We start from the raw sequence: 25,837 nt of genomic DNA on the forward strand, positions 1-25,837 counted from the left end.
TGCCTGCCTCTGTGTACGTGCTCTGTGCGCTGTGGATCTCTTTCGGGGTTGCGAGGAGCACGCTAGCGGCAGCGGAACGGGTAAAACGGGCGTTCCGGACCGGAGTTGATGTTCTTAGGGCGCGCTTAAGGTGCGGCTAAGAGGGCGCTGAGGTGGCGGGACCAGCCGTCGTGCGGGACTCCTTGCGGCGTTGGCGGCCGAAACGGCGGGTGACCCGGCGACCGTGGCCGCGGCGGCCACGTTCCGGGCTGCTGCCGTGCAGGCCGATCCAGATCCGGACCTCCGTGCCGCCGAGCACGGAGCGGCCGATGCGCAGGTCGCCGCCGGTGGACTCGGCGACCCGGCGCACGATGTCCAGGCCGAGGCCGGTGGAGCCGACCGCGCCCGGCTTGGTGGTTCCTCGGGCCAGGGCCGCCTCCGGGTCGGCGATGCCGGGGCCCGCGTCGGAGACGAGGACGATGACCGCGTCGCCGCTGTGGTGGACGTCGACCGCGAAGGCGGTGCCCTCGGGCGTGTGGCGGAAGACGTTGCCGAGCAACGCGTCCAGGGCGGCGGCCAGTTCGGGGCGGGCGACGGGGATGCGTACCGCACGGTCCACTCCCGCGAGCCGCACCTTCCGGCCCTCGTCCTCCGCCAGCGCCGACCAGAAGCCCATCCGCTCCCGGATCACCTCGGAGGCGTCGCATCCGGCGCCCGTCTGCACGCCCTGGGTCTGCGGGCGCTGTTCGCGGGCGGTCCGGATGATCGTGTCCACCTCGTGCTCCAGCTGCTCGACCGCCGCCCGGGTCTGGTCGGCCGCCGGGCCCTCGCCGAGCGACGCCGCGTTCAGCCGGAGGACGGTGAGCGGGGTGCGCAGGCGGTGCGAGAGGTCGGCGGCCAGCTCGCGCTCGTTGGCCAGGAGCTGGACGACCTGGTCGGCCATGGAGTTGAACGCCACGGCTGCGGAACGGAGTTCGGTGGGACCCTCCTCCGGTACCCGGGTGGCCAGCCGCCCCTCCCCCAGGTCCTGGGCCGCGCCCGCGAGACGCTGGGCGGGCTGGACCATCCGTACGCCGAGCCGGTCCGCGACCGCCACCGAGCCGACGATCAGCGCCACACCGACGCCCGCCAGGATCAGCCAGGCGGTGGCGACCCCGTTGGAGACCTCGCCCTCCGGGACGAAGACCTCCACCACCGCGATGTCACCGGTGGAGAGCGCGGTGGGCTGGAGGAGGGCGAAGCCGCCGGAGGCCTCGGTGATCGAGGCGCGGCCGGCCTTCCGTACCGTCTCGACGTCCTTGGGGCTCGCCCGCCGGGTGCCGATGTCCAGCGCCTCGCCCACGGTTCCGTCCGCCGCCTTGTCCGGCGCCGGGACGTGGACGGCGAGCCGGCCCCGGTCGCCCGGTTCGGTGGAGAGGACGGCCCGGGTCAGCTCCTCGCGGTCGGTGGTGATGGAGAGCGCCGGAGCGATCATCGCCGCCTGCCGCTCGGCGTCGGAGAAGGCCCGGTCGCTGGCCATCTCCCGGATCACGAGCCCGAGCGGCACGGCGAAGGCGATGACCACCATCGCGGTGACGGCGAGACACACCTTGACCAGCGCCCACCTCATGCGGGCGGCTCCACGGCCGGGGCTTCGGCGGGCGGCTGGAGCTTCACGCCGACGCCGCGCAGAGTGTGCAGATAGCGCGGCCGGGCGGCGGTCTCACCGAGCTTGCGGCGGAGCCAGGAGAGGTGGACGTCGATGGTCTGGTCGTCGCCGTACGACTGCTGCCAGACCTCGGCCAGCAGCTCCTTGCGGGCGACGACCACGCCGGGGCGTCCGGCGAGGAAGGTCAACAGGTCGAACTCGCGCCGGGTCAGATCGAGTTCGGCCCCGTCCAGTTCGGCGCGGCGGCGCAGCGGGTCGATGGCGAGGCCGCCGACGCGGATGACCCGGGGCGGCGGCGGCTGGTCCCCGGCCGCGCGCGAGCGGCGCAGCACGGCGGCCATCCGGGCGGAGAGGTGCTCCACGGAGAAAGGTTTGGTCAGGTAGTCGTCGGCGCCGTCGTTGAGGAGCCGGACGATCTCGCTCTCGTCGTCCCGGGCGGTCGCGATGATGACCGGGACGTCGGTGATGGACCGGAGCATCTTGAGCGCCTCAGCGCCGTCCAGGTCGGGCAGCCCGAGGTCGAGGATGACCACGTCGAAGCGGAAGTGCGCGACCTCGCGCAGCGCTTCGAGCGCGGTGCCCACGCTCCGTACCGTGTGGGAGGCCTCACTGAGGTGCCGGATGAGGGCGGAACGTACGAACTGGTCGTCCTCGACCACGAGCACACTTGCCATGGGCGGCACCGTACGCCATCCGGCCGGGCCCGGTCCCCGCCCCGTCCCACCTCGCCGGAATCCTCCGCAAAGGCCGGCACAGGCGCATGGCCAGGACGAGACAGCCCAGGTACGCGTGGTGCAGGATGTGCCCGATGCAACGAGGACTCGTACACGCGCTCGCGTGGTCGCTCGCCACCGGCGCGGCGGTCACGCTGTCGTGGTGGGGTGTGCACACGGTCATGACGGGGACGGCGTACGACCCGCCGCGGGCCGTGCCGATCTCCGTGGGCGGCGCCCCGCAGCGGATCGGGCAGTCCACCGAGGAGCCGCTCGTCTCGTCCACGTACCGCACCCCGCCGCCTCCCTCCCTCTCACCCTCACCCCCGGCGCGCAGCAGCAGTCCGAGCCCTTCACCATCCACCGCACGCCCCTCCCGTACGCCGTCGAGCACCCCGCCGAAGCAGCCCGCGCCCTCCACGCCGGCCGCGAACTCCGGTGAGGTGAAGGGGTACCGGACCGACGGCGGCCGGGTGGTGTTCGAGCTCGGGAAGACCTCGGCGAAGCTGGTCTCGGCGACGCCGGAGCCGGGCTGGTCGATGCAGGTGTGGACGAACGACGCCTGGATCCGGGTCGACTTCAGCGACGGCGGCGGTGTGGACGGGAAGACGTACTCCGTGTTCTGCACCTGGAACGGGACGCCGCCGACGGTGCAGGTCGTCGAGCCGTAAGCCGTTCGCTCAGGGATTCTCGAAGACCGACGGCGGCGGTGCCGGTGACGGTTTGGCCGCCGCGTCCGTGACGACCGTCGCGCCGCCGGTGAAGTCCGTGAGCGCCCGCCCGTGTTCGACCCGGCCCGGGTGCGGGTCGCTCGCCACCCGGCGGGTGAACTCGGCGACGGGCAGCGGCAGCGCGGAGGCGAGCAGGACCCCGTTGCCGAAGCGGCGGCCGCGCCAGACCACGGGGTCGGCGGCGAGCGCCAGTTCCGGGAAGACGGCGGCTGCGGTGGCCACCTGGCCGCGCAGGTACGCGAGCGGCGGACCGTCGGCGAGGTTGGCCGCGTACTGGCCCGAGGGCTTCAGCACCCGGGTTACGTCGGTGAGGAATTCGGCGGAGGTCAGGTGCGCCGGAGTGCGGGCGCCGCTGAAGACGTCCGCGATGACCAGGTCCGCCCAGCCGTCCGGCAGCTTGGCGAGCCCCGCGCGGGCGTCCATCGCCCGGACCCGGACGCGGGCCTGCGGGTCCAGCGGGAGCCGGTCGCGGACGAGCTGGACGAGCGCCGCGTCGACCTCCACGACCTGCTGGGTGGAGCGCGGTCGGGTGGCGGCGGTGTACCGGGCGAGGGTGAAGGCGCCGCCGCCGAGGTGCAGGACGTGCAGGGGCTGGAGCGGGGGCGCGGCCAGGTCGATGATGTGGCCGAGCCGGCGCTGGTAGGCGAAGGAGAGGTGCGCCGGGTCGCCGAGGTCCACGTGGGACTGCGGGGCGCCGTCGAGCAGCAGCGACCAGCCGTCGGGGCGCTCCCGGTCGGGTATGAGCTCGGCGCGACCGCCGTCGACGGGGCCGGAGAAGGGTTCGCGCTCGCTCCGGCCCGCGCCTCGACGCTCCTTCTTGCCGCCGGCCGCTCCTCGACGTGCCACGTGCGCTGGTCCTTGCTGGTGGGGGCCCGGGATACCGGCAGCGGCGGAGGTCTCCGCCCGTCCGGCCATTATGGGCTGCGGTGGCGGATGCCGGCTCAGTTGCAGCCGTCGGCCGCCTCCAGCAGGCGGGCCGCCAGGTCGAGAGCGGCGCGGAGGGCGGCGGGGTCGGTGACCGGGGCGTCCTCGGCGGGCGGGAGCAGCCAGCCGGAACCGGCGGCGGGGGGCGGGCCCGCCGGGAGGCGCAGGCCTCGGCCGTCGGTCCGCGTACAGGCGCTGCCCGGTACGTCCCAGGCGTCGGCCGTGCCCGGAGGGACGAGGAAGCCGAGGGTGTCGCAGGCGCCGTTGTGCAGGACCGGGCCGACGGCCTCCTGGTCCCGGCCGCGGCGGAGGATGTCGACGGCCTCCAGCCCCTGGCGGGCGGGGACGGTGACGAGGTCGCAGGACTGCTCGGCCGGCGCGGGCGCCGGTGCCAGGTCCTTGGTGGGGGTCGTGGTCGTCGTCGGGTTCGTCGCGGTCGTCCGTGAGCCGGTCTCCATGCCGATGTGCAGCAAGGGAACCCCTCCTCTCATCGCCGAACGGAGCCACACTCCGTCTCCACATGGACCAACGGTGGCGGAGCGTCAAGGGCTACGGGAGCGGACCGCCGCAAAGGGTGGCAGTTCATGGCGGATCGCGGGCGATATGAACGCATATGCGAGGAATCGCCGCGTGTGTTCCCGGTCACAGCAGGTACGTTCTTGCTCCGCCGGGACGCGGAGAGCAGGGCCCGGCTCACACGACTCGCACCGCTTGCACCACGTGCACCGCTTGCACCAGAGAGGGGCCGGCCATGGTGTCGACAGGGGCAGTTCCCAACCTCGTCTTCCGCCAGCTGCGCGGACAGCGCTCCGCGGGAGAGTTCGCGGCCGCCGTCCGCAGAGCGGCGCGCGAGATCGGTGAGCAGGTCGCGTGCGACGCCCGGTACATCGGCCGCGTGGAGTCCGGCGAGATCCGCTGTCCCAACTACGCGTACGAACGGGTCTTCCTGCACATGTTCCCCGGCACCTCCCTGGCCGACCTGGGGTTCTCGGCCCGCGAGAGCGTACGGGGGCGGGGTGCGCGGGTCGTCTCGGAGCCCGCCGTGCCCCCCGCGCCTGACGCGTCCCACCACACCGACGAGGAGAGCGACGTGCTGCGTCGCGTGTTCATGATGGGCGGTACGGCCACGGTGGCCGCCGCCTCCCTGGGGCTCGGCGGAACGCCCGCCTCCGCCGCCAGGATCTCCCTGCCCGCGCAGCGCCGGGTAGGCGAGAGCGAGGTGGACGCCGTCGAGCAGGCGGTACGGCGGATCCGCGTACTGGACGACCGGCACGGCGGCGACGGGCTCTACCGGCAGGCGGCACGGCCGTTGAAGGCGGCGTACGAGCTGCTGGACGCCGGGACCACGGCGCGCCGGGCGACGGCGGACCGGCTGCACGCGGGCGCGGGTGAGCTGGCCATCTCGGTGGGGTGGCTGGCCCATGACTCCGGGCGGTTCGACGACGCCCGCTCGCACTACGCGGAGGCGCTGGCGACGGCGCGGCTGGCGGGCGACGCGGGTCTTGAGGCGCACGCCTTCTGCAACACGTCGTTCCTGGCCCGGGACGCGGGGCGGCCGCGTGAGGCGGTACGGGCGGCCGAGGCCGGACAGCGGGCGGCCCGCACGCTCGGCTCGCCCCGGCTGCTGGCGCTGCTCGCGCTGCGGGAGGCGGGTGGCCGGGCGGGGCTCGGGGACCGTACGGGGTGCGACCGGGCGATCGGGCGGGCGCGGGCGGCGTTCGAGCGGGGGCCGGCGGGTGGTGACCCGGAGTGGATGAGCTTCTTCCGGGAGGCGGAGCTGGAGCTGCTGGAGGCGCAGTGCTGGTCGGCGCTGGGCGACTGGTCGCGGGCGGCGCGGCACGGGCGGCGGGCGGCGGCGCTCCAGGACGCGCACTTCACCCGGAACCTGGCGCTGTACCGGGCACAGCTGGCGGGGGATCTGGCGCGGGCGGGGCGGGTGGAGGAGGCGGCGGCCACGGGCCACCAGGTGCTGGACCTGCTGGACCGGGTCCAGTCCTCGCGGATCCGGGGGATGGTGGCGGGGGCGGCGCGGGTGCTGGAGGCCCGGGCGGGTGGAGGGTCGGCGGCGTCGTCGTTCCTTACCCGCCACCGGGAGTCGTTGCCGGCCTGAGGGGGCACCTTCTGCCCGTACCGGGGCATCTTCAGCCCGTCCGGGGGGATCTTCAGCCCGTCCGGCGCTTGAGGACGGAACCCTTGCCTGGGTGAGTGGGCACCCTTTCGGATCCCGTGGCGCGGGAGAGCCATGCCTGCACCCGGCACGTGCTCGGCGGTTCCGTCCTCAAACGCCGGACGGGCTGGCATGGCGCACGACCTCCGCCGCGTACAGGAGCTGAAGTGGGCGCCGGACGGGCTCAGAAGCCCTCCAGGTGCCCCGTGTCGTTCCAGCGTTCCATCGCCGGCGCACCGTACGCCCACCCCAGCACCGACAGTGACGTCGGCTCCAGGCGCAGGCGGGCGCCGAAGGCGATGTCCTCGCCCAGCCAGCGCGCCCCGAGCACGCGCAGGATGTGGCCGTGGGCGAAGACCAGCACGTCACGGTCGGCCGAGCGCGCCCAGGCCACCACCTCGTCCGCCCGGGCGGTGACCTCCGCGAGGCTCTCGCCGTCCGGGACCCCGTCGCGCCAGATCAGCCAGTCCGGGCGGTCCGCCTTGATCTGCGCCGGGGTCAGCCCCTCGTACGCCCCGTAGTCCCACTCCATCAGCGCGTCCCATGCCTCCGCCCGCTCCCCGAACCCGGCCAGCTCGCAGGTCTCGGAGGCCCGGACCAGCGGGCTGGTGCGGACCTCGACGCCGGGCAGGCCGGCCCACGGCGCCCGGTGCAGCCGTTCGCCGAGCAGCTTCGCGCCCTCACGGCCGGTGTCCAGGAGCGGGATGTCCGTCCTGCCGGTGTGGTTGCCCTGGACCGACCACTGGGTCTGGCCGTGCCGAGCGAGCAGGATGCGCGGTGCCATGGAGGCTCTCCCTGGAACGGTGGTGCTGGGCCGTCCATCATCCCGTACCGGGTCGGAAGGCAACCTCCGGGGCTGTGGCGACGTCCCTCTCTGCGCAGCCCTCCGCCGCGGTACCGGAGCCATGACGGGGCAGGCTGCGTGGAGGGCGCCCTAAGGGGGCCCCGGGGGAGCGGGCGGCCGACCGCCGCCTTACGGTTGAACGTCCGCCGTCGGCCGCATGAACATGGGGGAGCCACCGGATGCCGCACGCCACCGCCCTGCCCGCGACCGGTCACCGGCCCCGCTGGTGGACGGAGCTCCCACTCATCGCGGTGGTGTACGGCCTGTACTCTCTGGGCCGCCTCCTGGTGCGCGGAGACGTGTCGACGGCCGTCGACAACGGCCTGGCGATCCTCCGCTTCGAACAGGCGCTGTATCTCAACGCCGAGCACCCGCTGAACCGTCTCTTCACCAGCACCCCGTCCATCGGCATACCCGCCGACTTCGCGTACGCGTCCCTGCACTACCTGGTCACTCCGGCGATCCTCATCTGGATGTTCCGCCGCAGGTCGGCCGCGTACCGGGCGGCCCGGGTCTGGCTGATGAACTCGACCCTGCTCGGCCTGATCGGCTTCACCCTGGTGCCGACCTGCCCGCCCCGGCTGCTGGACGCCGGTCACGGCTTCGTGGACACGATGGCGCAGTACAGCGCGTACGGGTGGTGGGGCGCCGGCGCGAGCGCCCCGCGCGGGCTGAGCGGGATGACCAACCAGTACGCGGCCATGCCGAGCCTGCACGTCGGCTGGTCCCTGTGGTGCGGCGTCCTGCTGTGGCGCCACGCCAAGCACCCGCTGCTCCGGGCCGCCGGCGTCGCGTACCCGCTGATCACCACGATCGTCGTCATGGGCACCGCCAACCACTATTTCCTGGACGCGGTGGCCGGCGCCGCCGTGATGGGGCTCGGAGCCCTGCTGACCAGGCCGGTCATCCGGCTGGCCGACCGGGTGAAGGGCCGGCTGCGGACCGCCTTCGCCACCGTCCGCACGGCCTCCGAGCCCGTGAGGTCCCCGATTGTCAGTGCCGGATGCAAGACTTCCGCGGGTGAGCGAATCCCCGGCCAGCGGACCTCCTCCGCAGATTCCCCCGACGCGGCAGCCGACGGCGCGGGTGCAGGCAGAGCGACCGGCGCAGGTCCGGGCGCAGCGACCGGCGTCTCGGCCAACGACGACGCTCCGGCAGCGGCTCGCTGAGCTGCGCGGCCCCTCCGTCGCACCGCACCCGCTCGACGCCCGCGCGCTCGCCGCTCTCGCCGCCAACCCGGGCTGCAAGCGCCGCGCCCTGCTCGACGGCGCCGGGGTCGACAAGGGCGTGCTGGCCGAGGCGCTCGGCTCTCCCGCACCCTTCGGGCAGTCGCAGTTCGCCTTCATGCGGGGCAACGCGTTCGAGGCGAAGGTCAAGGCGGACGGCGGCGCCGAGCTGCTGCGCCTGCTGTACGAGCGGCTCGGCGGCCCCTCCCCCGCTCCCGGCCCGGACGCCGCCACGCCCGATCTGAGCGCCGCGGGTCCCGAGGGCCGCGCCGCGCGCACCGCGCTCGCGCTGCGGGAGGCGACGGCGGCGGGCGGCTGGGCGCTGCTGGACCACCCGATGCTGGCCCTGGAGGTGGCGGGCTCCCCGGCCTATCTGGAGCCGGACGCGGTGGTGGTGCATCCCGACGGCCGCTGGACCGTGGTCGAGATCAAGTCGTTCCCGATGATCGACTCCTCCGCCGACGCCGCGAAGGTCGGCGCCGCCGCCCGCCAGGCCGCGGTGTACGTGCTGGCGCTGGAGCGGGTCGCCGCGATGACCGAGGGGGCCGAGGTCGGCCACCAGGTGCTGCTGGTCTGCCCGAAGGACTTCTCCAACCTGCCGACCGCCTCCGTCGTCGACGTACGCAAGCAGCGCGCCGTCACCCGCCGCCAGCTGACCCGGCTGACGCGTATCGAGGACATCGCCGATGCCCTTCCCGAGGGGACGACCTTCGACCCGGCGTGCTCGCCGCGGGAGCTGGAGTCCGCCGTCTCCTCCGTCACCGCCGCCTACGCCCCCGAGTGCCTGGCCGCCTGCGAGCTGGCCTTCCACTGCCGGGCGCGGTCCCGGGCCGAGGGTGCGGTGGAGACGCTCGGCCGGAGCGTGCGCGGCGAGCTGGGCGGGCTGACCACGGTGGCCGGGGTGCTGGCCGCCGCCGCGGGCAAGGAGGGCGACCCGGCCGACCCGACCGTGGCAGCGCTGCGCCGGGCCGCGGCGCTGCGGGCCGAGGCGCTGGAGAGCGCGGCGGCCCTGCGCGCCCACGCCCCGGACGACGCGGCGGCCGTGCGCGGACAGGCTGCGGAAGAGGCGGGCGCCGCATGTCGCTGATCACCACGCTCGCCCGGCTGGAGGCGGTCGACTCGGGTCGCGCGCAGCCGCTGGCCACCGTCCGCCACCGCCACCTCACCGACCGCCCGCTGGTGATCGTGCCGCTGACCACCGCCGGGGAGGCCGGAGCTCCGCTCGGCGCCCTGGTCGGCACGGACCGCGACCAGCCGCGCCTCCTGGCCGTCGCGCAGCCGCGCGACCGGGACCTGCGGTTCGCGTTCCTGGCCGAGCTGGCGGAGGCGGTGCTTCCGCACATCGAGGCGTACGCGGACGTGGTCGAGCCCGCCGAGCGCAACGAGACCGATCCGGCGACCGGCAAGAAGACCAAGGTCGAGGTCGAGCTGTGCACGGATGCGCCGCAGCTGATCGTGCCGAGCCGGGCGGGCATCGAGTTCGTCCGCCTCCTCGGCCGCTCGATGCGGTTCCGCCGGACCGCGGAGGACGACCCGGAGACACCGTATCCGGCCCCGGCCCGCGTCCCGCTGCTCGGCCGCTGGCTCACGCACTACGGCGAGCGGGCCCGGGTCCCCGGATCCTCGCTGCTGCTGGCCGCCACGGACCTGCTGAACCGGCACTGGGCGACCGGCCAGAGCAGCCTGGAGGACCAGCACCTGGGCGCGCTGCTCGCCTGGATCGACCCGCCGGGCGGCGCGTCCGGCGCGGAGGCCGCCCTCGCCGCCGAGCTGGGCCGCGACCAGCACGGGCAGCTGCTCTGCCCGCCCGCCGGGCCCGCCACCGACCCGGACTTCGACAACCGGCTCCTCGCCCCGGCGATCGAGCGGTACGACCGGGCCCGTCAGGCGTTCGCGGCGGCCGAGGACGGGCTCGCGGCGGACGGGCGGCTCGGCGAGCTGAGCAAGGCCGAGCGCGAGATCCGCTCCCTCCTCGCCAACGTCACGCTGCCGACCTGGGACAAGGTGTGGCAGGGCCTGGACCTGCTGCGCGAGCTGCCGGAAGGATCCCGGGCCGAGGACCGCTGGACCCGCGACCGCTGGTCCTTCACCGCCCACCGGGACCGGGTCAGCTCCGGCGAACCGCCGCAGCCGCGCCGCGACGACGCGGTGACGGCCGCGCAGAAGCTGGCCTCCCGCGAGACCGCGCAGGCACAGCTGGAGGCCCAGGAGGCGCTGGACGATCCGCTGGTGCTGGCGGGGCGGCGGCTGGCGGGCGAGGCGTTCCTGGCGGAGGTGACCGGCGTCGAGATGGCGTACACCGAGTCCAAGCGGCCCTCGCCGCGCCCGCTGGTCACCCTCCGCACGGACGAGCGGCCGCATCTCGGTGAGCGGACGAAGGTGTACCGCTCGCTGGACGGCAAGCCGCAGACGGCGGAGTTCGTACGGTCCGAGGAGGACGCGGACCGGGACGGCGAGATCCTGATCGTGCTGCGGATCATGGACCGGATGGGCCGGGGCAAGGAGCCCGCGCCCGGTTCGCTGCCGGAGTCCGGCGAGCGGATCGCCTGGACCCTGTTCGAGCATGACCAGCGCGGCGGGCCGAAGCTCCCGGACCCGGAGGAGACCCCGTGGACCCACGGCGGCCCGCCCGGCGCGGACGCGGCCCTGCGCGCCGAGCACCCCGACCCCGTGACCCCGGAGGACCTGCTGTGACCCCGACCCCCGCCTCGCCCCCGGCCACCTCAAAGGCACCGCTGTGAGGACCGGCTTCGACCCCGGTGCGGAGGCGGCGCGGGCGACCGGCGCGATCCTCGACGACACCCTGCGCGGCAGCAGCAGGGGCATCGTCGTGGACTCACCGCCCGGCGCCGGGAAGTCGACCCTGGTGGTCCGGGCGGCCCTGGAGCTGGCCGCCGCCGGGCACCCGCTGATGGTGATCGCGCAGACGAACGCGCAGGTCGACGACCTGGTGGTGCGGCTCGCGGAGAAGGACCCGGAGCTGCCGGTGGGCCGGCTGCACAGCAGCGACTCCGACCCGTACGACAAGGTGCTCGACGGGCTGGACAACGTCACGAAGTCGGCGAAAGCGGCCGATCTGGCCGGGCTGGACATCGTGATCTCGACGGCCGCCAAGTGGGCGCACGTGAAGAACGTGGAGCCGTGGGGGCACGCGATCGTCGACGAGGCGTACCAGATGCGGTCCGACGCGCTGCTGGCCGTGGCGGGGCTGTTCGAGCGGGCGCTGTTCGTCGGGGACCCGGGGCAGCTGGACCCGTTCTCGATCGTGGGCGCGGACCAGTGGGCCGGGCTGAGCTACGACCCGTCGGCGAGCGCGGTCTCCACACTGCTCGCGCACAATCCGGAGCTGCCGCAGCACCGGCTGCCGGTCTCCTGGCGGCTCCCGGCGTCGGCGGCGCCGCTGGTGTCGGACGCGTTCTACCCGTACACGCCGTTCCGCAGCGGTACGGACCACGGGGACCGGAAGCTCTCGTTCGGGGTGGCCTCGGACGGGTCGGGTCCTGACCGGGTGCTGGACGAGGCGGCGGAGGCCGGGTGGGGGCTGCTGGAGCTGCCGGCCCGGCACACCCCGCGTACGGACCCGGAGGCGGTACGGGCGGTGGCGCTGGTGGTCCGGCGGCTGCTGGACCGGGGCGGTGTGGCCACCAGCGAGCGGGCGGAGCAGCCCGTTCCGGTGACGGCGGACCGGGTGGCGGTCGGCACGGCCCACCGCGACCAGGCGGCGGCGGTGCGGGCGGCCCTCGCGGACCTCGGCGTCACCGGGGTGGCGGTGGACACGGCCAACCGCCTCCAGGGGCGCGAGTTCGACGTCACGGTGGTCCTGCACCCGCTCTCCGGCCGCCCCGACGCCACCGCCTTCCACCTGGAGACGGGCCGCCTCTGCGTGCTGGCCTCGCGCCACCGGCACGCCTGCGTCGTGGTGTGCCGGGAAGGGGTGGCGGACCTGCTGGACGAACACCCGTCGACCGAGCCGGTGCAGCTCGGCGTCACGGTGAAGTTCCCGGACGGCTGGGAGGCCAACCACGCGGTCCTGGCCCACCTCGCCGAGCACCGGGTGCGGTGGAGGCCGTAGCGGAACCCCAGGACGACAGGGTCCGGGCCCCGCAAGCCCTCCGGCCCTCTTGCGCCGGGTTGGACAATGGAGGGTGGCCGTCCGGGGCCGCCAGAGGGAGGAACAGCACATGACACAGTCCGAGCGGAACGAACGGCAGCGGCTGCGCCCCGCGCCGCTGCTCTTCGAGCCGTCGGAGGCGGTGGCCGATCCGGAGCACTTCTTCGACCTGGAGTCGATGGACGACCCGCGTGAGCTGCTGGCCCGGGCGACCGAGTTGACGCAGGCCTTCCGCGCGGCGACGGACCGCTCGGTGGAGTTCCAGGCGATGGCGGCGGCGCAGCTCGCCGATCCGCGCCGGTTCGACCGGCTGACGGCGGCGGATGTCGCGGAGCGCGCGGAGTGGACCGAGGACTACGCGAAGAAGATGATCGAGTTCGGACGGTCGCTGCTGGACTCGTCCTCCACCGCCTGAGCCCCAGGTGTACGGCCCGGGTGGATGAGCCTCCGGCGTACGGCCCGGGCGGAGGGCGCTCCCAGGCCGGAGGTCAGGTCCCGTGGCATATTCCGGGTGGGCAAGATACTCCTTCCCCTCCCACCCTGTCCCGGTTTCCCGCAACTCTCGGAATCAGCTCCGTCACTCCCGGTAGACCTTTTCTCCATGAGCGCTTGGCTGAAAGACGAAACGACCCTCCAGGCCGGCCCCGCCGCGCCCCACGCCGTCGACATCTTCGCCCTGCTGCGGGACCAGACCGGAGCGCACGCCGCGCAGGTGACCGCCGCCGGCGCCGCCTGGCTGGCGGGCGCCTCCGCCTACCCCCGCTCCACGCTCGCGCAGTGGGAGGAGCGCCCGGCCGCGCCCGGTGTGCTGCCGTGCGGCTCGCAGTTCGACGTCGTGAACGTACCGGCGGTGTTCGGGCGGCGGATGGTGGAGCGGCTCTGGGCCGAGGGCCCCGGCACCGGTCCGGTGGCGGTGCACCGGGGCCGGATGCTGCTCTTCGCCGCCCCCGGGACGGCCCAGCGGCTGCCGTCGCTGCTGGCCTGGGAGGAGTGGGGTTCGGGCAGCGGTGCGCAGCGTGGCGAGGTGCCGCCGCTGCTCTGTCACGGCACCGGCGACGCCGTCACCGTACCGCCGCTGACCTGCCCGTCCGGTGGTTCCGGGCCGCGCTGGCTGGTGGCTCCGGACACCCGCGCCCCGTGGCTGCCCGGACCGGATGTGCTGCTCTGGGCCTGTGTCCGGGTGAGCCGTTCGGCGGTGGCCCAGAGGTCCGGGCATACGATTTTTCCTCGGGCCGATCAGGGTGCTAATGTCTACGACGTCAGCAGGCGCCGTTAGCTCAGTTGGTTAGAGCAGCTGACTCTTAATCAGCGGGTCCGGGGTTCGAGTCCCTGACGGCGCACCGACGGAAGAAGCCCCTCGCGGAAGCGGGGGGCTTCTTCGTGTCTCCGTGGCGTACGCGGCTCAGACTCCGGCCGTGATCCGTACCGTCCAGGAGCCGGACGGCGTGCGGCCGGCGACCTCCACGCGGGTGCGCTCGCCCGGCACGGTGTAGGTCTCGCCCTCCAGGAGCGGGGCGTCGGCGAGCGGCGGGTAGACCGAGCGGTCCCAGCAGGAGCCGGTCTCCGGATGCGTGTCGATCACCTCGACCGGGCCGCCGCCGGAGGCCGTGGAGCCGCGGACCCGGTAGATCAGGATGCCTTCGGTGCAGGTGGAGCGGTCGTTTCCGGTGGCGCCGCGGGCCTCGATGGCCAGGACGCTGTCCTCGCCGGTCCGGACGACGGCGAGCCGCGTCCCGATCGACCCGCCGGGCACGGGCGCGGCGGCGATCGGTTCCAGGGTGAGATCGGCGGAGCCGCGTACGCAGACGACCTGCGGCCCGCCCAGCCAGCCGAGCTTCCACTTGTGCCAGCCGAACAGGTCGGGCGCCAGGCCGAACTGGCTGCCCATGACGTCCCAGTCGCCGACGTAGGTGTCCCAGTCGCCCTTGCCGTCGGTGGGGCGGTGGTAGAGGTCGGCCAGGTCGAAGACGTGCCCGGTCTCGTGGGCGAGGACGTTGCGGTCCGGCGGGTGCTGCTCGAACACGGTGACGACCCGGCGGATGTCGGTGCCGTCGGCGCGCAGCGGCCGGTCGAAGTTGACGACCTTCGTGGCGTCGGAGTCCACACCCGGCGCGTCCGGGTCGGCGACCAGGTAGACGATGTCGTACGCCGAGAAGTCGACGTCCTTGTCGGCGGCGGCGATCGCGTCGCGCAGGTAGGCGGTGCGCTTCCTGGCGTCCCAGTCGCGCTCTATGCCGTACCAGGTGGAGGCGCGGGGCATCGGGGTCCAGCTCCGCTGCGGGTGCGGGCGCAAGGTGAATCTGCCGTAGCTGGCGCGCTCGAAGAAGCGGGTGGTGGCCGGGAAGTGGTCGGCCGTGAGCACCTCGGGGGCGAGGGCGGGTTCGGCGTCCGGGAACGACAGGAAGATCATGACCGCGTCGAGGTGGCGGTCGGGCTGCGGGTAGGCGCCGTTCCAGCTGTCCAGGCCCAGCGAGTGGTGCGCCTGCGTCCTGCGGAGCTCGCACGGGGCGGCGTCCCGTACGGCGGCCGCGGCAGGTCCGGCGACGAGCGAGGTGGCGGCGAGCGCCAGAAGGGAGGTCAGAGCGGCCGCGAGACTGCGCAGCTTCAACCGCTCCGCTCCCCCGGGCTCGGGCTCACGCTGCACATCGACCTCCGGATGGGGAACGCGGTACGTGTCGTCCACCCTGTGCCGGTTCGGGCGTATGCGTCCTGTTGTGCTGCCCCACACGGGTCACAGGAGCCCCACGGGTCGCAGGTTCGACCGCTCGACGCCACCCGACCCCCGACCTTCACGGAACGTGACCATCGGTCGGATCGGCACCCGGATGCAACAGAACCGCTCAGAAACCATCAGGAGCGGGCAAAGCGGAACGGCGCAGACCGGCCGTTCGCACAACCAGTGGCCGGATGCGAGCTGGAACGCCCGACGCGCCACCCTCTATGCTTCACCACGCTTTCCCGCGTGGATCGGGCCCCTTCACGGGTTCACCACCCGGTGCCCTGTCCGACCCCACCTGTTCACGACAACCTTCACAGCGGGAGCGAGCGGTGAGCGGAACCTCCGAAGGGCCCAGGGCCCCGGCAGGCACATCCCCGGATGCCGTGGCCCCACCGGTCACGGAGCGTCATACGGCACGTCGGGCGCCGGCGCGTACGGCACCGCCCGCCGAGCCGCTCCGGGACCCGGCGGACACCGCCGCCGCCGAGCTGCGCGACCACCGGGCCGCCTTCAACGCCGCCACGCTCCCGATGGCCGTCGTGGACGGCCGGGGCGGACGGATCGTCCGGGCCAACGACGCCCTCGGCGGTCTCCTCGGTACGACGGCGGGGTCGCTGGCCGACCGGCAGGCGTGCGAGCTGGTGGACCTGGCCTCCGACGACCGCACCTGGCACGCCTACCGCGAGGTGCTCCAGGGCCGCCGCTCCCGCTTCCGCTGCACCCGCCGCCTCAAACATCCCGACGGCCGCACGCTGTGGGCCGAGGTCACCGTCGTACCGATGACGGGAACGTCGGCGGAGGAGCCCGCGCGGGTCCTGCTGACGGTGGCCGACATCAGCGACCGGCGCGAACTCCAGGACCGGCTGCGCCACCTCCAGATGCACGACCCGGTGACCCGGCTGCCCAACCGGACGCTGTTCTTCGAGCGGCTCTCGGTGGCCCTGGAGACGCCGCCGTACCAGGACGACTCGATGCTCCCGCGCCACGGCCGGATCGGCCTCTGCTATCTGGACCTGGACGGCTTCAAGGCCATCAACGACACACTCGGCCACCGGATCGGCGACCGGCTGCTGGCCGCCGTCGCCGGACGGCTCAACGACTGCGCCGAGAGCGACGCGAGCCGCAGCCCGGGCGGCAGCCGGCTGGTGGCGCGGATGGGCGGCGACGAGTTCGCGATCCTGGTGGAGGACTCCGGCGGTACGGAGGCACTCACCGAGCTGGCCCGCTCGGTGCTGGCCGCCCTCCAGCACCCGTTCGACCTTGCCGGACACCGGCTCTCCGTCTCCGCCTCGATCGGCGTGGTGGAGCGGCCGGTGGCGGGCACCTCGCCGACCGGTCTGATGCAGGCCGCCGACACCACGCTGTACTGGGCGAAGGCCGACGGCCGGGCCCGCTGGACCCTCTTCGACCCCGAGCGCAACGCCCACCGCATGACCCGCCAGGCCCTCTCCTCCACCCTCCGGCCCGCCGTGGAGCGCGGCGAGTTCACGCTGGAGTACCAGCCGCTCGTCGGCATGGCGGACGGAGTGGTGCGCGGCGTGGAGGCGCTGGTGCGCTGGAACCACCCGCAGTTCGGGGTGCTCTCGCCGAATCGGTTCGTCGGGATCGCCGAGGAGGACGGCTCGATCGTCCAGCTCGGCCGGTGGATCCTGCGCACCGCGTGCCGCCAGGCGCGCCGCTGGCAGCTGGACCACCCGGACGAGCCCGCGCTCTTCATCAGCGTCAATGTCGCCGTACGCCAGGTCTGGGACTCCGACCTGGTGGCGGACGTGGCGCAGATCCTCAACGAGACGGGCCTCGCGCCCGGCCTGCTCCAGCTGGAGCTGACCGAGTCGGCGGTGATGGGCTCCGGCGGCCGTCCGCTGCGCGCGCTCCAGGCGCTGAGCGACATGGGCGTACGGATCGCCATCGACGACTTCGGGACGGGGTATTCGAACCTCGCCTACCTCAGCCGGCTGCCCGTCTCCGTACTGAAGCTGGACGGGGCGTTCGTGAAGGGCTTCCGGTACGAGGACGGTGCGCATCCGAGCCCGGCCGACGAGACGATCGTGGAGGCGATGGTGCAGCTGGCGCACCGCCTGGGCCTGACCGTCACCGCGGAGTGCGTGGAGACGGCCGGGCAGGCGGAGCGGCTGCGCCGGATCGGCTGTGACACCGGGCAGGGGTGGCTGTACTCGCGGGCCGTGGCGCCGGAGCTGATCGCGGCGCTGATCACGGCCCGCCCGAGCGCCGAGACACCGTAGGCAGGGGGCGTCTTGTGCGGCTGACGGCTCAGGCGCCGCGCGGCAGCCCGTACGCGTCCGCGATCAGCTCGTAGCTGCGCAGCCGGGCCTCGCCGCCGTGCGCGTTGGCGGTGATCATCAGCTCGTCGGCGCCGGTGCGCTTGGCCAGGTCGTCCAGGCCGGTGCGGACCTCGTCGGGGGTGCCGTGGACGACGTTGGCGAGCCAGCCGTCGACGAACTCCCGCTCCATCGGCGAGAAGTCGTACGCGGCCGCCTCCTCCGGACTCGGGATCAGCCCGGGACGGCCGGTGCGCAGCCGGACCATGGAGAGCGCGCCGGTCAGCACCTGGCGGCGGGCCTCGCGCTCGTCGTCGGCGGCCAGCGCGGAGACGCCGATCAGGGCGTACGGGGCGTCCAGCACGGCGGAGGGCCGGAAGGAGCTGCGGTACAGGTCGAGCGCCGGGATCGTGTTCTGCGCCGAGAAGTGGTGCGCGAAGGCGAACGGCAGGCCGAGCGTGCCGGCCAGCCGGGCGCTGAAGCCGGAGGAGCCGAGCAGCCAGACCGGCGGCCGGTGCGCGGACTGCACCCCGCCGTCGGCGGTCGCCTGGACCGGACCGGGTACGGCGTGGATGCGGGCGTAGGGATGTCCGTCCGGGAAGTCGTCGTCCAGGAACCGGATCAGCTCGCTGAGCTGCTGCGGGAAGTCGTCGGCGCCCTCGTTGAGCCGGTCGCTGCGGCGCAGGGCGGCGGCCGTCGCGCCGTCGGTGCCGGGGGCCCGGCCGAGGCCGAGGTCGACGCGGCCGGGGGCCATCGCCTCCAGCGTGCCGAACTGCTCGGCGATCACCAGCGGGGCGTGGTTGGGCAGCATGACGCCGCCGGAGCCGAGCCGGATGCGGTCGGTGTGGGCGGCGATGTGGGCGAGGATCACGGCCGGCGAGGACGAGGCGACCCCCGGCATGGAGTGGTGCTCGGCGACCCAGTAGCGGTGGAAGCCACGGCTCTCGGCGAGCTTGGCGATCTCGACGCCGGTGCGCAGGGCCTGGGTCGCGGTGCGGCCCTGGCCCACGGTCACCAGGTCGAGCACGGAGAGCGGTACGGGGGCGGTGCCCGCCGCCGTACCGCGGATTCCGTCGCCGCTCGTCCCGTCGCCCGTGTTCCCGCCTCGGATCTCGTCCACGTGTCGGCCCTCTCCCGGTGGTGCTCGTCGTCCGTACGCGCCATCGGAGGCGTACGCATATCGGGGAGATCCAACAGGAGGGAGTCTCCGCTTATTCCGGGCGCTGTTCCGGGAACTCTTCCGGGCGCTGTTCCGGGAGGACCGTCAGGGGCGGGCCGGGCTACTCCCGTACCTCGATGCCCTTCGGCTCCACCGCGCCCGGTGCCGGACGGCGGGCGGCGAAGAGGGTGCCGAGCGTCGGGGCCCAGACGCGGCGGTCGGTCAGCCGCAGGCCCTCCCAGACACTCACCTGGCTCGCCGTGAGGACCGGCTTGCCGACCGCCTCCTCCAGCTCCGGGATGGACACGGCCGTGTGCAGCGCCGCGTCCGGGAGCAGCAGCACCTCGGCGTCCGGATGGTCCGCGGCGAGGGCCAGCTCCCTGACCTGCTCCGGCCCCAGCCCCGCGACCTCGGCGTCCGTGGCGAGACCCGCGCTGTGCGAGGCCACCACCTCCACGCCGCCCGCCACCAGGAACTCCGCGACGAGCACGGTGATGTCCTCCGGCCAGGCGGCGCCGACCGCGACCCGGGACGCGCCCAGCTCCCGTACGGCGTGGACGAAGCCGAAGCCGGTACTGGAGGCGGGCAGGCCCGCGCTCCGGGCGAGGGTGGCGATCTGGTTGTGGGCGCCGGCCCAGCCGTACACGAAGCTGCCACCGGGGCTCGCCCAGACGAGCGCCTCCGCGCCCGCGAGCCGCAGCTCCTCGGTGCCCTCGGCGAGCCGGTCCGGCGCACCGGACTCCAGCAGCGAGCCGCGCCGGTAGGAGTCCTCGGCCACCTCGGTGGAGAACAGCGGCAGCCTGATGTCCGTGTCGAGCGTGATCTCGATCCGCGGGAAGTCGTCCTCGGCGGCGTGGCCCGGGTAGAGAAGTCCTACGGTCGTGGTCATGTTCACCCTTCCTTCGCGTCGGACGCCGAAAGCCACTGGTGCCCCTGGCCCTGTCAATTATTCCCCCGGTGGCCCGCCGACGGCGGGTCGGCGGGACGCGCCACGGGCCGTGTTGACGGGCGCGGGGGCGGCTGCGAGCGTGGTCGGTACGGAGATCATGGTCCTGCCTGTACCTACGCCGGCCTGCGCAGTCGCGGACCGAGCCGGCCTGCGACGTTGCGGAGTGATGAGCCACCGATGCCGGAACCCGTCGTTCTCGTCCTCGACGCCGATCCCTCCCCGCGCCTCGGCCGGCTGACCGGCCGGGCCCGTGTGGTGCGCACGGACGCGGCGGGGCTCGCGGCCCGGCTGCCGGACGCCGATGTGCTGCTGGTGTGGGACTTCACCTCCGACGCGGTACGGGGGGCCTGGCCGGGTCCGGGGACGCGGCCGCGCTGGGTGCACACGGCGAGCGCCGGGGTGGACCGGCTGCTCTGCCCGGAGCTGGTGGCCTCCGACACCGTGCTGACCAATGCGCGGGGCGTCTTCGAACGACCGATCGCGGAGTACGTGGCCGGGCTCGTGCTGGCCTTCGCCAAGGACCTGCCCACCACCCTCGCCCTCCAGCGGGAGCGGCGCTGGCACCACCGGGAGGGGCAGCAGGTGGCCGGTACGCGGGCGGTGGTCGTCGGCGCGGGCCCGATCGGGCGCGAGATCACCCGGCTGCTGCACGGCCTGGGCGTCCAGGTGGCGCTGGTGGGCCGGACCGCCCGGCGCACGATCCACGGCGTCGAGGACCTGGACCCGCTGGCGGCGCGGGCGGACTGGGTGGTCTCGGCGGTGCCGCTGACGCCGTCGACGTACGGCATGTTCGACATCCGCTTCTTCGGGCTGCTCCAGCCCTCGGCCCGGTTCATCAACGTGGGGCGCGGCGCGAGCGTGGTGCAGGCGGACCTGGTGTCCGCGTTGGAGCGGCGCTGGCTGGCCGGGGCGGCGCTGGACGTGTTCGACGATGAACCGCTGGGCGAGGACAGCCCGTTGTGGGACGTTCCGGGGCTGCTGGTCTCGCCGCATCTGAGCGGGGACACGGCCGGCTGGCGGGACCGGCTGAGTGAGCAGTTCGTGGCGATGTACGGACTATGGGCGGATGGTGGCCCGTTGCCCAACGTGGTGGACAAGGAGCGGGGTTACGTGCCGTCCACCGACAACTCCGCAGAGGAAGAAGGCTCCTCACCGGAGTGACCTCGTCACCCTCCGCCCGCACCAGGCCACGGGAAGGTCACCCTCCGGCCACCGTTCGATTACATGGACCGGCTTCCTGCATAGACGTACGGGATCGGGCAGGCGCTCACCCTGTCCGGACTGTCCGACCTCCAGGAGATCGCGAACCATGGCTGACTTTCCTCACCTTTCCCGCCGGGGCTTCCTCAACCGATCGGCGGCCGTGGGAGGCCTGCTGGTCGTTCCCGGGCTCCTGACCGCCTGCAGCAAGACCGACGCGGGCGCCGCCACCGGCGCCGGAGCGCTCGACAAGCTCCGCGAGCAGGGCTTCGTACGGGTGGCGTACGCCAACGAGGCGCCGTACGGGTACATGGAGGGCAAGGAGCTGAAGGGCGAGGCGCCCACACTGCACCGGGAGATCTTCAAGGCGCTCGGCGTCGAGGAGCTGAAGCCGACGCTCTCCGAGTGGGACGGGCTGATTCCGGGGCTCCAGGCGGGTAAGTACGACGTGGTGAGCGCGGGTATGGCCATCACGCCGGAGCGCTGCGGCAACGCGATCTTCTCCGAGCCGGAGTTCATCTCGCCGACCGCGCTGATGGTGCGGAAGGGCAACCCGAAGAAGGTCACCGACCTGGAGTCCGCCAAGGAGGCCGGGATCACCATCGGCGTCATGTCCGGTGCGGTGGAAGGCGGTTACGCCAAGGGCGCGGGCATACCCGAGGGCAAGATCAAGACGTTGCAGAAGCCGCAGGACGGGGCCGACGCGGTGAAGGGCGGCCGGATCGACGCGTTCCTGCTCACCGGCATCTCGCTGCGCTGGCTGGCGAAGACCAACCCGGAGACCGAGGTGACCGAGCCGTTCGTGCCGCAGATCGACGGCAACGCGCAGTTCTCGCCCGGTGGCGCGGTGTTCCGCAAGGGCAACGAGGACCTGCGGGACTCCTTCAACCGCGAGCTGAAGAAGATCGTGTCGGACCGCTCGCGCTATGTGCAGCTGCTGGAGCCGTACGGGTTCGGGGAGTCGGAGATCCCGCCCGTCGACCTGAAGACCGCGGATCTGTGCAAGGGCTGACGGGGCGGACGCACACGCATGAGTGACTTCTTCTCGCTCCTCGCCGAGGAGTTCCCGCAGGTCCGGTCGGGCCTGTGGGTGACGCTCCAGGCCACGGTCCTGGGCGCGCTGCTGGCCGGGGTGCTGGCCTTCGCGCTGGGACTGATGGCGGGCAGCCGGCTGCTCCTGGCCCGTGGGTTCTCCCGGGTGGTCGTGGAGTTCTTCCGTGGTACCTCCCTCTACATCCAGCTCTTCTGGCTCTACTACGCGATGCCGCTCGTGACCGGCTACGAACTGACCCCGGTGGTCTGCGGAGTCGTCGCGTTCGGCCTCAACTTCGGTGCGTACGGCGCTGAAGTGGTGCGCGGCGCGATCAACTCCGTACCGCGCGCGCAGTACGAGGCGGCCATCGCGCTCAACCTGTCGCCGTCCAGGCGGCTGTGGAAGGTGATCCTGCCGCAGGCCTGGGTGCAGATGATCCCGAGCTTCACCAATCTGCTGATCCAGCTGCTGAAGGCGACGCCGCTGCTGTGGCTGATCTCGGCGGCCGATCTGATGACGGTGGTCCAGACGCTGCGCGACCGCACCGGTGAGACCCTCACCGCCTATCTGACCCTGCTGGCCGCCTACTTCGTGCTGGCCTACGCCCTGACGATGCTGATGAACCTGCTGGAGCGGAGCGCCAAGCGGCGGCTCGGCCTGGACACCGGCGCGACGAGCCTGTTCAAGAGCCGCAGCGCGACCACGGCCGCCGCGGGAGGTGCCCGGTGAACGGTTTCGACTGGAACGCGGTCCAGGATTCCCTGCCGCTGCTGCTGGAGGGGTTCCGCGTCACGCTGCTCGCCACCGTGCTCGGCACGCTGGTGGCGGCCGTGCTGGGCCTGGCCGTCGCGGTGGCGGGACGCGCGCCGAGCAGGTTCGTGACGGTCCCGGTGCGGGCCGTCACGGAGTTCGTCCGCTCCACCCCGCTGCTGGTCCAACTGGTGGGTGCGGCCGCCCTGTTCAACACGGTCGAGCCGCTGTACATCGGTATCGCGGTGCTCGGCGTCCACTACGCCGCCTACACCTCCGAGGTCTACCGGGCCGGGATCGACGGCGTACCGAAGGGCCAGTGGGAGGCGTGCCGCGCGCTGTCGCTGCCGCCCCGGCGCACCTGGCAGGCCGTGATCCTGCCCCAGGCGGTGCGCAACGTGCTGCCCGCCCTCGGGAACTACGCGGTCTCGATGTTCAAGGAGACCCCGTTCCTCGCCGTGATCACGGTGCAGGAGATGGTCTTCGAGGCCCGGAAGTACGGCGCCGACAACTTCGCGTACACCGAGGTCTTCACCCTCGCCGGCCTGATCTTCCTGGTCGCGAGCTACCCCACGTCGCTGTTGATGAGAAAGCTGGAGAAGCGCCTTGGCCACTGAACCCCTGCCCCTGCAGAAGACGGAGGCCCCGGCTCCCGAGGACGCCGTCCCGGCGGCCGGGAGCACGGGCGAGCCGCTGGTCCGCTTCGACAAGGTGGTCAAGCGGTACGGCGACCATGTGGTCCTGGACCAGCTGGACTTCACCGTGGACCGCGGCGAGCACGTCACCCTGATCGGGCCCAGCGGCTCCGGCAAGACCACGATCCTGCGGCTGCTGATGACGCTGGAGAAGGTCAGCGACGGCGTGATCTGGGTCGACGGCTCGCCGCTCTCCCACGTCCGCACCCCGGACGACGGACTGAAGCCGGCTGGTGAGAAGCAGCTGCGGGAGTCCCGGAAGAAGATCGGGATGGTCTTCCAGCAGTTCAACCTCTTCCCGAACATGAAGGTGCTCCAGAACATCACCGAGGCGCCGGTCAGCGTCCTCGGCAAGGAGCGCGAGGAGGCCGAGGCCCGGGCCCGGGAGCTGCTGGAGCTGGTGGGGCTCTCCGACAAGGTCGACGCCCACCCCTCCCAGCTCTCCGGCGGCCAGCAGCAGCGCGTGGCGATCGCGCGGGCGCTGGCGATGGAGCCGGAGATCCTGCTGCTCGACGAGGTGACCTCCGCGCTCGACCCGGAGCTGGTGGCCGGCGTGCTGGAGCTGCTCGGCGACATCGCGCGGAACACCGACATCACCATGGTCTGCGTGACCCATGAGATGAACTTCGCCCGGGACGTCTCGGAGAAGGTCCTGATGTTCGACGCGGGCCGGGTCGTGGAGTCCGGGACGCCGGAGAAAATCTTCTCCGATCCGTCGCACGAACGTACGCGCGAGTTCCTCAACGCGGTGCTGTGACCTCGGAGTTGCCTGTCCGGTCATGACGCTGGCATATGCCAGAAGGGTGCGCCCCTGCTGACAGGGCCGGGGTGCCCCCGCCGACTGGTCAACTGCCACCCCGAAAGCGCGGCCCGGCCGCTATCGTGGGGCCGAAGCTTGCGGTCACAACCTTGTAGGGGGACACCGTGGCGTTGAAGCCCGAGCCGACCGCACCGTTCCACTCGGTGCAGTACGCCCTGCGCGTGCTCGAAGCGGTCTCCCGGCACGGCGACGGTGTGACCGACGCGCAGATCTCCCGGGAGACGGGCCTGCCGGCCGGCCACCTCGCCCCGCTGCTCCTGACGCTGCGCCGCGAGGGCTACGTCGAGCAGATCAGCGACGGCGCGTACGTCATAGGGGCCTCGCTGCTGCTCCTCGGCTCCGGCGCGGCCCGCCGCCAGGCCCTGGAGGGCCGGCTCCAGCAGGCGCTGGACCAGCTGCGCGACTCGGTCGGCGCCGCCGTCTACCTCAGCCGGTACGTGGACGGCGAGATCAGCGTCACCCAGGTCGCCGACGGCCCGCTCACGCCGGCGGTCAACGAATGGGTCGACTTCCGCTCCTCCGCGCACGCCAGCGCGGTCGGCAAGTGCCTGCTGGGCCAGCTCGACCACGAGGCGCGGCGCGACCACCTCTCCCGGCACAAGATCGCCCGGCTCACCTCGCGGACGATCACCAGCGAGAAGGTGCTCCTGGCCAAGCTGGACGCGCAGCCCGCCACGGTCCCGGTGCTGGACCTCCAGGAGTACGCGGTGGGCACGGTCTGCGCGGCGGTGCCGCTGACGGCCGGGGCCACCGCCGGATGCCTGGCCCTGTCGCTGCCGGTCGAGGACGCCCACCGGCTCCGCGAGGCGGCGGACACGCTGAACCGGCGCGCGGCTCCGGTGCTGCTGTCGCTGGCGCTGTAGAGCCCCTGGTCGGGGGTGTCATCAGCACCCCTGAGGACCAGGTATTATTTTCGAGTCAGCAGGCGCCGTTAGCTCAGTTGGTTAGAGCAGCTGACTCTTAATCAGCGGGTCCGGGGTTCGAGTCCCTGACGGCGCACGACACATGCCTGTGGGCGGTCTCCTTCACGGAGACCGCCCACAGTGCTGTTCCCGGCCCGGTTCAGCAGCCGCCCACCGCAACGGCGGCCCCGGCTCAGGGCCGCCGTGTCGAGCCACAGCGGAAATCCACAGGCGCCCTACGGGCTACCCGCGGGTGATCAGAACCTCACGTCCGAGCACGCGTAGAACGCGTTGGTCGTGTCCGCGACGTTCCACACGGCGAGGATGATGTGCTTGCCGCTCTTCTGGGTGGGGATCGTGCCCTGGTGGGTCAGCGTGGCCGGCGGCTGCTGGTTCCCGTACGGCACGGTCATGAAGGGCTGCGATTCGAGCGCGGCCCGGGTGAGCGGCTTGGTGGAGTCCCAGCCGTTCTTGGTGATGTAGTAGCGGAAGTCGCTGGTGGAGTGGCGGGCGGTGAACTGCCAGCGGAAGTTGTAGCCCTGTCCGCCGGTGACCTGGGTGGCGGGCCAGTTGCCGCCACGCGGGTCGTCGAGCTGAGCGAACTGCCCGTTGCCGCCGGAGCAGATCTTGCCGTCGGCGGGACCCGAGGCCGGGAAGCCCTTGGGGCCCTCGACGCTCTGCGGCTCCCACTGGATGTTGCCGCAGCCCGTGACCGTGCCGTTGGCACAGAGTTTCTGGCGGCTGATGGGGGTGTCCGTGTAGCCGTGGCTGCTGGCACTGGTGGTCGCGAGTACGGAGACGCCCGCTATCGCCAGGCCGATCACGGCCGCGCTTGCCTTTTTCCGCATTGCTGTCGCTCCTCTAGAACGTGGGGGAGGTTCCATGAGCATTGCTCGACATGCTGCGCGCTTGGTGCGTGGTGGGTGGGTACTGCGGTCTAGACCAAGTCTTAGATTATTGACGCCGCATGAACATGTCCAGACCAATG

Annotated in this window: 24 protein-coding genes and 2 tRNA genes; 17 read left to right on the forward strand and 9 right to left on the reverse strand. The window is 72.9% G+C overall.

The window, feature by feature from the left end:
* Positions 1 to 136: 136 nt before the first annotated feature.
* A complete protein-coding gene (locus tag ACIRR8_RS03135) occupies positions 137 to 1,588 on the reverse strand; it encodes a sensor histidine kinase (RefSeq protein ID WP_404058295.1) in 1,452 nt (483 codons plus the stop codon).
* Positions 1,585 to 2,301 (reverse strand): response regulator transcription factor, encoded by a 717-nt coding sequence (locus ACIRR8_RS03140; RefSeq protein ID WP_404058297.1) that lies wholly within the window; start codon positions 2,299 to 2,301, stop codon positions 1,585 to 1,587. Before ACIRR8_RS03140 ends, ACIRR8_RS03135 begins: the two co-directional genes overlap by 4 nt.
* 134 nt (positions 2,302 to 2,435) lie before the next feature.
* Here ACIRR8_RS03140 and ACIRR8_RS03145 point away from each other — a divergent pair, with 134 nt between their 5' ends.
* The gene (locus ACIRR8_RS03145; protein WP_404058299.1) at positions 2,436 to 3,011 is read left to right on the forward strand and encodes a hypothetical protein; all 576 of its coding nucleotides are present in this window, start codon (positions 2,436 to 2,438) and stop codon (positions 3,009 to 3,011) included.
* 9 nt (positions 3,012 to 3,020) lie between these two features.
* On the opposite strand, the gene ACIRR8_RS03150 is transcribed toward ACIRR8_RS03145, so the two are convergent.
* Complete coding sequence (locus tag ACIRR8_RS03150) at positions 3,021 to 3,917, reverse strand: spermidine synthase (RefSeq protein ID WP_404058301.1); 897 nt, start codon at positions 3,915 to 3,917, stop codon at positions 3,021 to 3,023.
* Positions 3,918 to 4,012: 95 nt separating this feature from the next.
* A complete protein-coding gene (locus ACIRR8_RS03155; protein ID WP_404058303.1) occupies positions 4,013 to 4,468 on the reverse strand; it encodes a hypothetical protein in 456 nt (151 codons plus the stop codon).
* 278 nt (positions 4,469 to 4,746) lie between these two features.
* Between ACIRR8_RS03155 and ACIRR8_RS03160 the strand changes: the two genes are divergently transcribed.
* Complete coding sequence (locus ACIRR8_RS03160) at positions 4,747 to 6,105, forward strand: tetratricopeptide repeat protein (protein WP_404058305.1); 1,359 nt, start codon at positions 4,747 to 4,749, stop codon at positions 6,103 to 6,105.
* Between the two features lie 241 nt (positions 6,106 to 6,346).
* Here the strand turns inward: ACIRR8_RS03160 and ACIRR8_RS03165 are convergent, their stop codons facing one another.
* Positions 6,347 to 6,946, reverse strand: a complete 600-nt coding sequence (locus tag ACIRR8_RS03165) for a histidine phosphatase family protein (protein WP_404058307.1) — start codon at positions 6,944 to 6,946, stop codon at positions 6,347 to 6,349.
* A gap of 239 nt (positions 6,947 to 7,185) precedes the next feature.
* Here ACIRR8_RS03165 and ACIRR8_RS03170 point away from each other — a divergent pair, with 239 nt between their 5' ends.
* From ACIRR8_RS03170 to ACIRR8_RS03200, 7 genes are all read left to right on the forward strand, one after another.
* Positions 7,186 to 8,175: a phosphatase PAP2 family protein gene (locus ACIRR8_RS03170; RefSeq protein WP_404058309.1), complete on the forward strand. Its 990-nt coding sequence runs from the start codon at positions 7,186 to 7,188 to the stop codon at positions 8,173 to 8,175.
* Positions 8,063 to 9,319 carry a hypothetical protein gene (locus tag ACIRR8_RS03175; protein WP_404058719.1) on the forward strand — a complete coding sequence of 419 codons (1,257 nt, stop codon included), beginning with the start codon at positions 8,063 to 8,065 and terminating at the stop codon, positions 9,317 to 9,319. The genes ACIRR8_RS03170 and ACIRR8_RS03175 overlap by 113 nt, the downstream gene beginning before the upstream one ends.
* Positions 9,310 to 10,926 carry a hypothetical protein gene (locus tag ACIRR8_RS03180; RefSeq protein ID WP_404058311.1) on the forward strand — a complete coding sequence of 539 codons (1,617 nt, stop codon included), beginning with the start codon at positions 9,310 to 9,312 and terminating at the stop codon, positions 10,924 to 10,926. The genes ACIRR8_RS03175 and ACIRR8_RS03180 overlap by 10 nt, the downstream gene beginning before the upstream one ends.
* A 43-nt stretch (positions 10,927 to 10,969) precedes the next feature.
* Positions 10,970 to 12,304: an AAA domain-containing protein gene (locus ACIRR8_RS03185; protein ID WP_404058313.1), complete on the forward strand. Its 1,335-nt coding sequence runs from the start codon at positions 10,970 to 10,972 to the stop codon at positions 12,302 to 12,304.
* 109 nt (positions 12,305 to 12,413) lie between these two features.
* Positions 12,414 to 12,758 carry a hypothetical protein gene (locus ACIRR8_RS03190; protein WP_404058315.1) on the forward strand — a complete coding sequence of 115 codons (345 nt, stop codon included), beginning with the start codon at positions 12,414 to 12,416 and terminating at the stop codon, positions 12,756 to 12,758.
* A 186-nt stretch (positions 12,759 to 12,944) separates the two neighbouring features.
* A complete protein-coding gene (locus ACIRR8_RS03195) occupies positions 12,945 to 13,619 on the forward strand; it encodes a bifunctional DNA primase/polymerase (protein WP_404058317.1) in 675 nt (224 codons plus the stop codon).
* Positions 13,610 to 13,683 (forward strand) — tRNA-Lys (locus ACIRR8_RS03200). Before ACIRR8_RS03195 ends, ACIRR8_RS03200 begins: the two co-directional genes overlap by 10 nt.
* 62 nt (positions 13,684 to 13,745) lie before the next feature.
* On the opposite strand, the gene ACIRR8_RS03205 is transcribed toward ACIRR8_RS03200, so the two are convergent.
* Positions 13,746 to 14,987: a M6 family metalloprotease domain-containing protein gene (locus ACIRR8_RS03205; RefSeq protein WP_404058319.1), complete on the reverse strand. Its 1,242-nt coding sequence runs from the start codon at positions 14,985 to 14,987 to the stop codon at positions 13,746 to 13,748.
* A 404-nt stretch (positions 14,988 to 15,391) separates the two neighbouring features.
* On the opposite strand from ACIRR8_RS03205, the gene ACIRR8_RS03210 reads away from it, so the two are divergent.
* The gene (locus tag ACIRR8_RS03210) at positions 15,392 to 17,305 is read left to right on the forward strand and encodes a putative bifunctional diguanylate cyclase/phosphodiesterase (RefSeq protein WP_404058321.1); all 1,914 of its coding nucleotides are present in this window, start codon (positions 15,392 to 15,394) and stop codon (positions 17,303 to 17,305) included.
* 28 nt (positions 17,306 to 17,333) lie between these two features.
* Here the strand turns inward: ACIRR8_RS03210 and ACIRR8_RS03215 are convergent, their stop codons facing one another.
* Complete coding sequence (locus ACIRR8_RS03215; protein WP_404058323.1) at positions 17,334 to 18,461, reverse strand: LLM class flavin-dependent oxidoreductase; 1,128 nt, start codon at positions 18,459 to 18,461, stop codon at positions 17,334 to 17,336.
* A 160-nt stretch (positions 18,462 to 18,621) separates the two neighbouring features.
* Positions 18,622 to 19,389, reverse strand: coding sequence for a decarboxylase (locus ACIRR8_RS03220; protein WP_404058325.1), 768 nt, complete (start codon positions 19,387 to 19,389; stop codon positions 18,622 to 18,624).
* A 237-nt stretch (positions 19,390 to 19,626) separates the two neighbouring features.
* Between ACIRR8_RS03220 and ACIRR8_RS03225 the strand changes: the two genes are divergently transcribed.
* The 7 genes from ACIRR8_RS03225 (at position 19,627) to ACIRR8_RS03255 (ending at position 24,946) form a co-directional block, all read left to right on the forward strand.
* On the forward strand, positions 19,627 to 20,610 hold the full coding sequence (locus ACIRR8_RS03225; protein ID WP_404058327.1) for a D-2-hydroxyacid dehydrogenase: 984 nt from the start codon (positions 19,627 to 19,629) through the stop codon (positions 20,608 to 20,610).
* A gap of 148 nt (positions 20,611 to 20,758) precedes the next feature.
* Positions 20,759 to 21,661, forward strand: a complete 903-nt coding sequence (ehuB, locus tag ACIRR8_RS03230; RefSeq protein ID WP_404058329.1) for an ectoine/hydroxyectoine ABC transporter substrate-binding protein EhuB — start codon at positions 20,759 to 20,761, stop codon at positions 21,659 to 21,661.
* Positions 21,662 to 21,679: 18 nt separating this feature from the next.
* Positions 21,680 to 22,411, forward strand: a complete 732-nt coding sequence (ehuC, locus tag ACIRR8_RS03235; protein ID WP_404058331.1) for an ectoine/hydroxyectoine ABC transporter permease subunit EhuC — start codon at positions 21,680 to 21,682, stop codon at positions 22,409 to 22,411.
* Entirely contained in the window at positions 22,408 to 23,049 is a 642-nt protein-coding gene (gene ehuD, locus ACIRR8_RS03240; protein ID WP_404058333.1) for an ectoine/hydroxyectoine ABC transporter permease subunit EhuD, read from the forward strand. The genes ehuC and ehuD overlap by 4 nt, the downstream gene beginning before the upstream one ends.
* Positions 23,039 to 23,884 (forward strand): ectoine/hydroxyectoine ABC transporter ATP-binding protein EhuA, encoded by an 846-nt coding sequence (ehuA, locus tag ACIRR8_RS03245; RefSeq protein WP_404058335.1) that lies wholly within the window; start codon positions 23,039 to 23,041, stop codon positions 23,882 to 23,884. The genes ehuD and ehuA overlap by 11 nt, the downstream gene beginning before the upstream one ends.
* Before the next feature lie 167 nt (positions 23,885 to 24,051).
* Positions 24,052 to 24,810, forward strand: coding sequence for an IclR family transcriptional regulator (locus ACIRR8_RS03250; protein ID WP_404058338.1), 759 nt, complete (start codon positions 24,052 to 24,054; stop codon positions 24,808 to 24,810).
* A 62-nt stretch (positions 24,811 to 24,872) separates the two neighbouring features.
* Positions 24,873 to 24,946 (forward strand) — tRNA-Lys (locus ACIRR8_RS03255).
* A gap of 160 nt (positions 24,947 to 25,106) precedes the next feature.
* Here ACIRR8_RS03255 and ACIRR8_RS03260 read toward each other — a convergent pair.
* Entirely contained in the window at positions 25,107 to 25,697 is a 591-nt protein-coding gene (locus ACIRR8_RS03260; protein WP_404058340.1) for a lytic polysaccharide monooxygenase, read from the reverse strand.
* Between the last annotated feature and the right edge of the window lie 140 nt (positions 25,698 to 25,837).

Origin of the sequence: Streptomyces sp. NPDC101178 (assembly GCF_044767965.1) — a bacterium.
Taxonomy (GTDB): domain Bacteria; phylum Actinomycetota; class Actinomycetes; order Streptomycetales; family Streptomycetaceae; genus Streptomyces.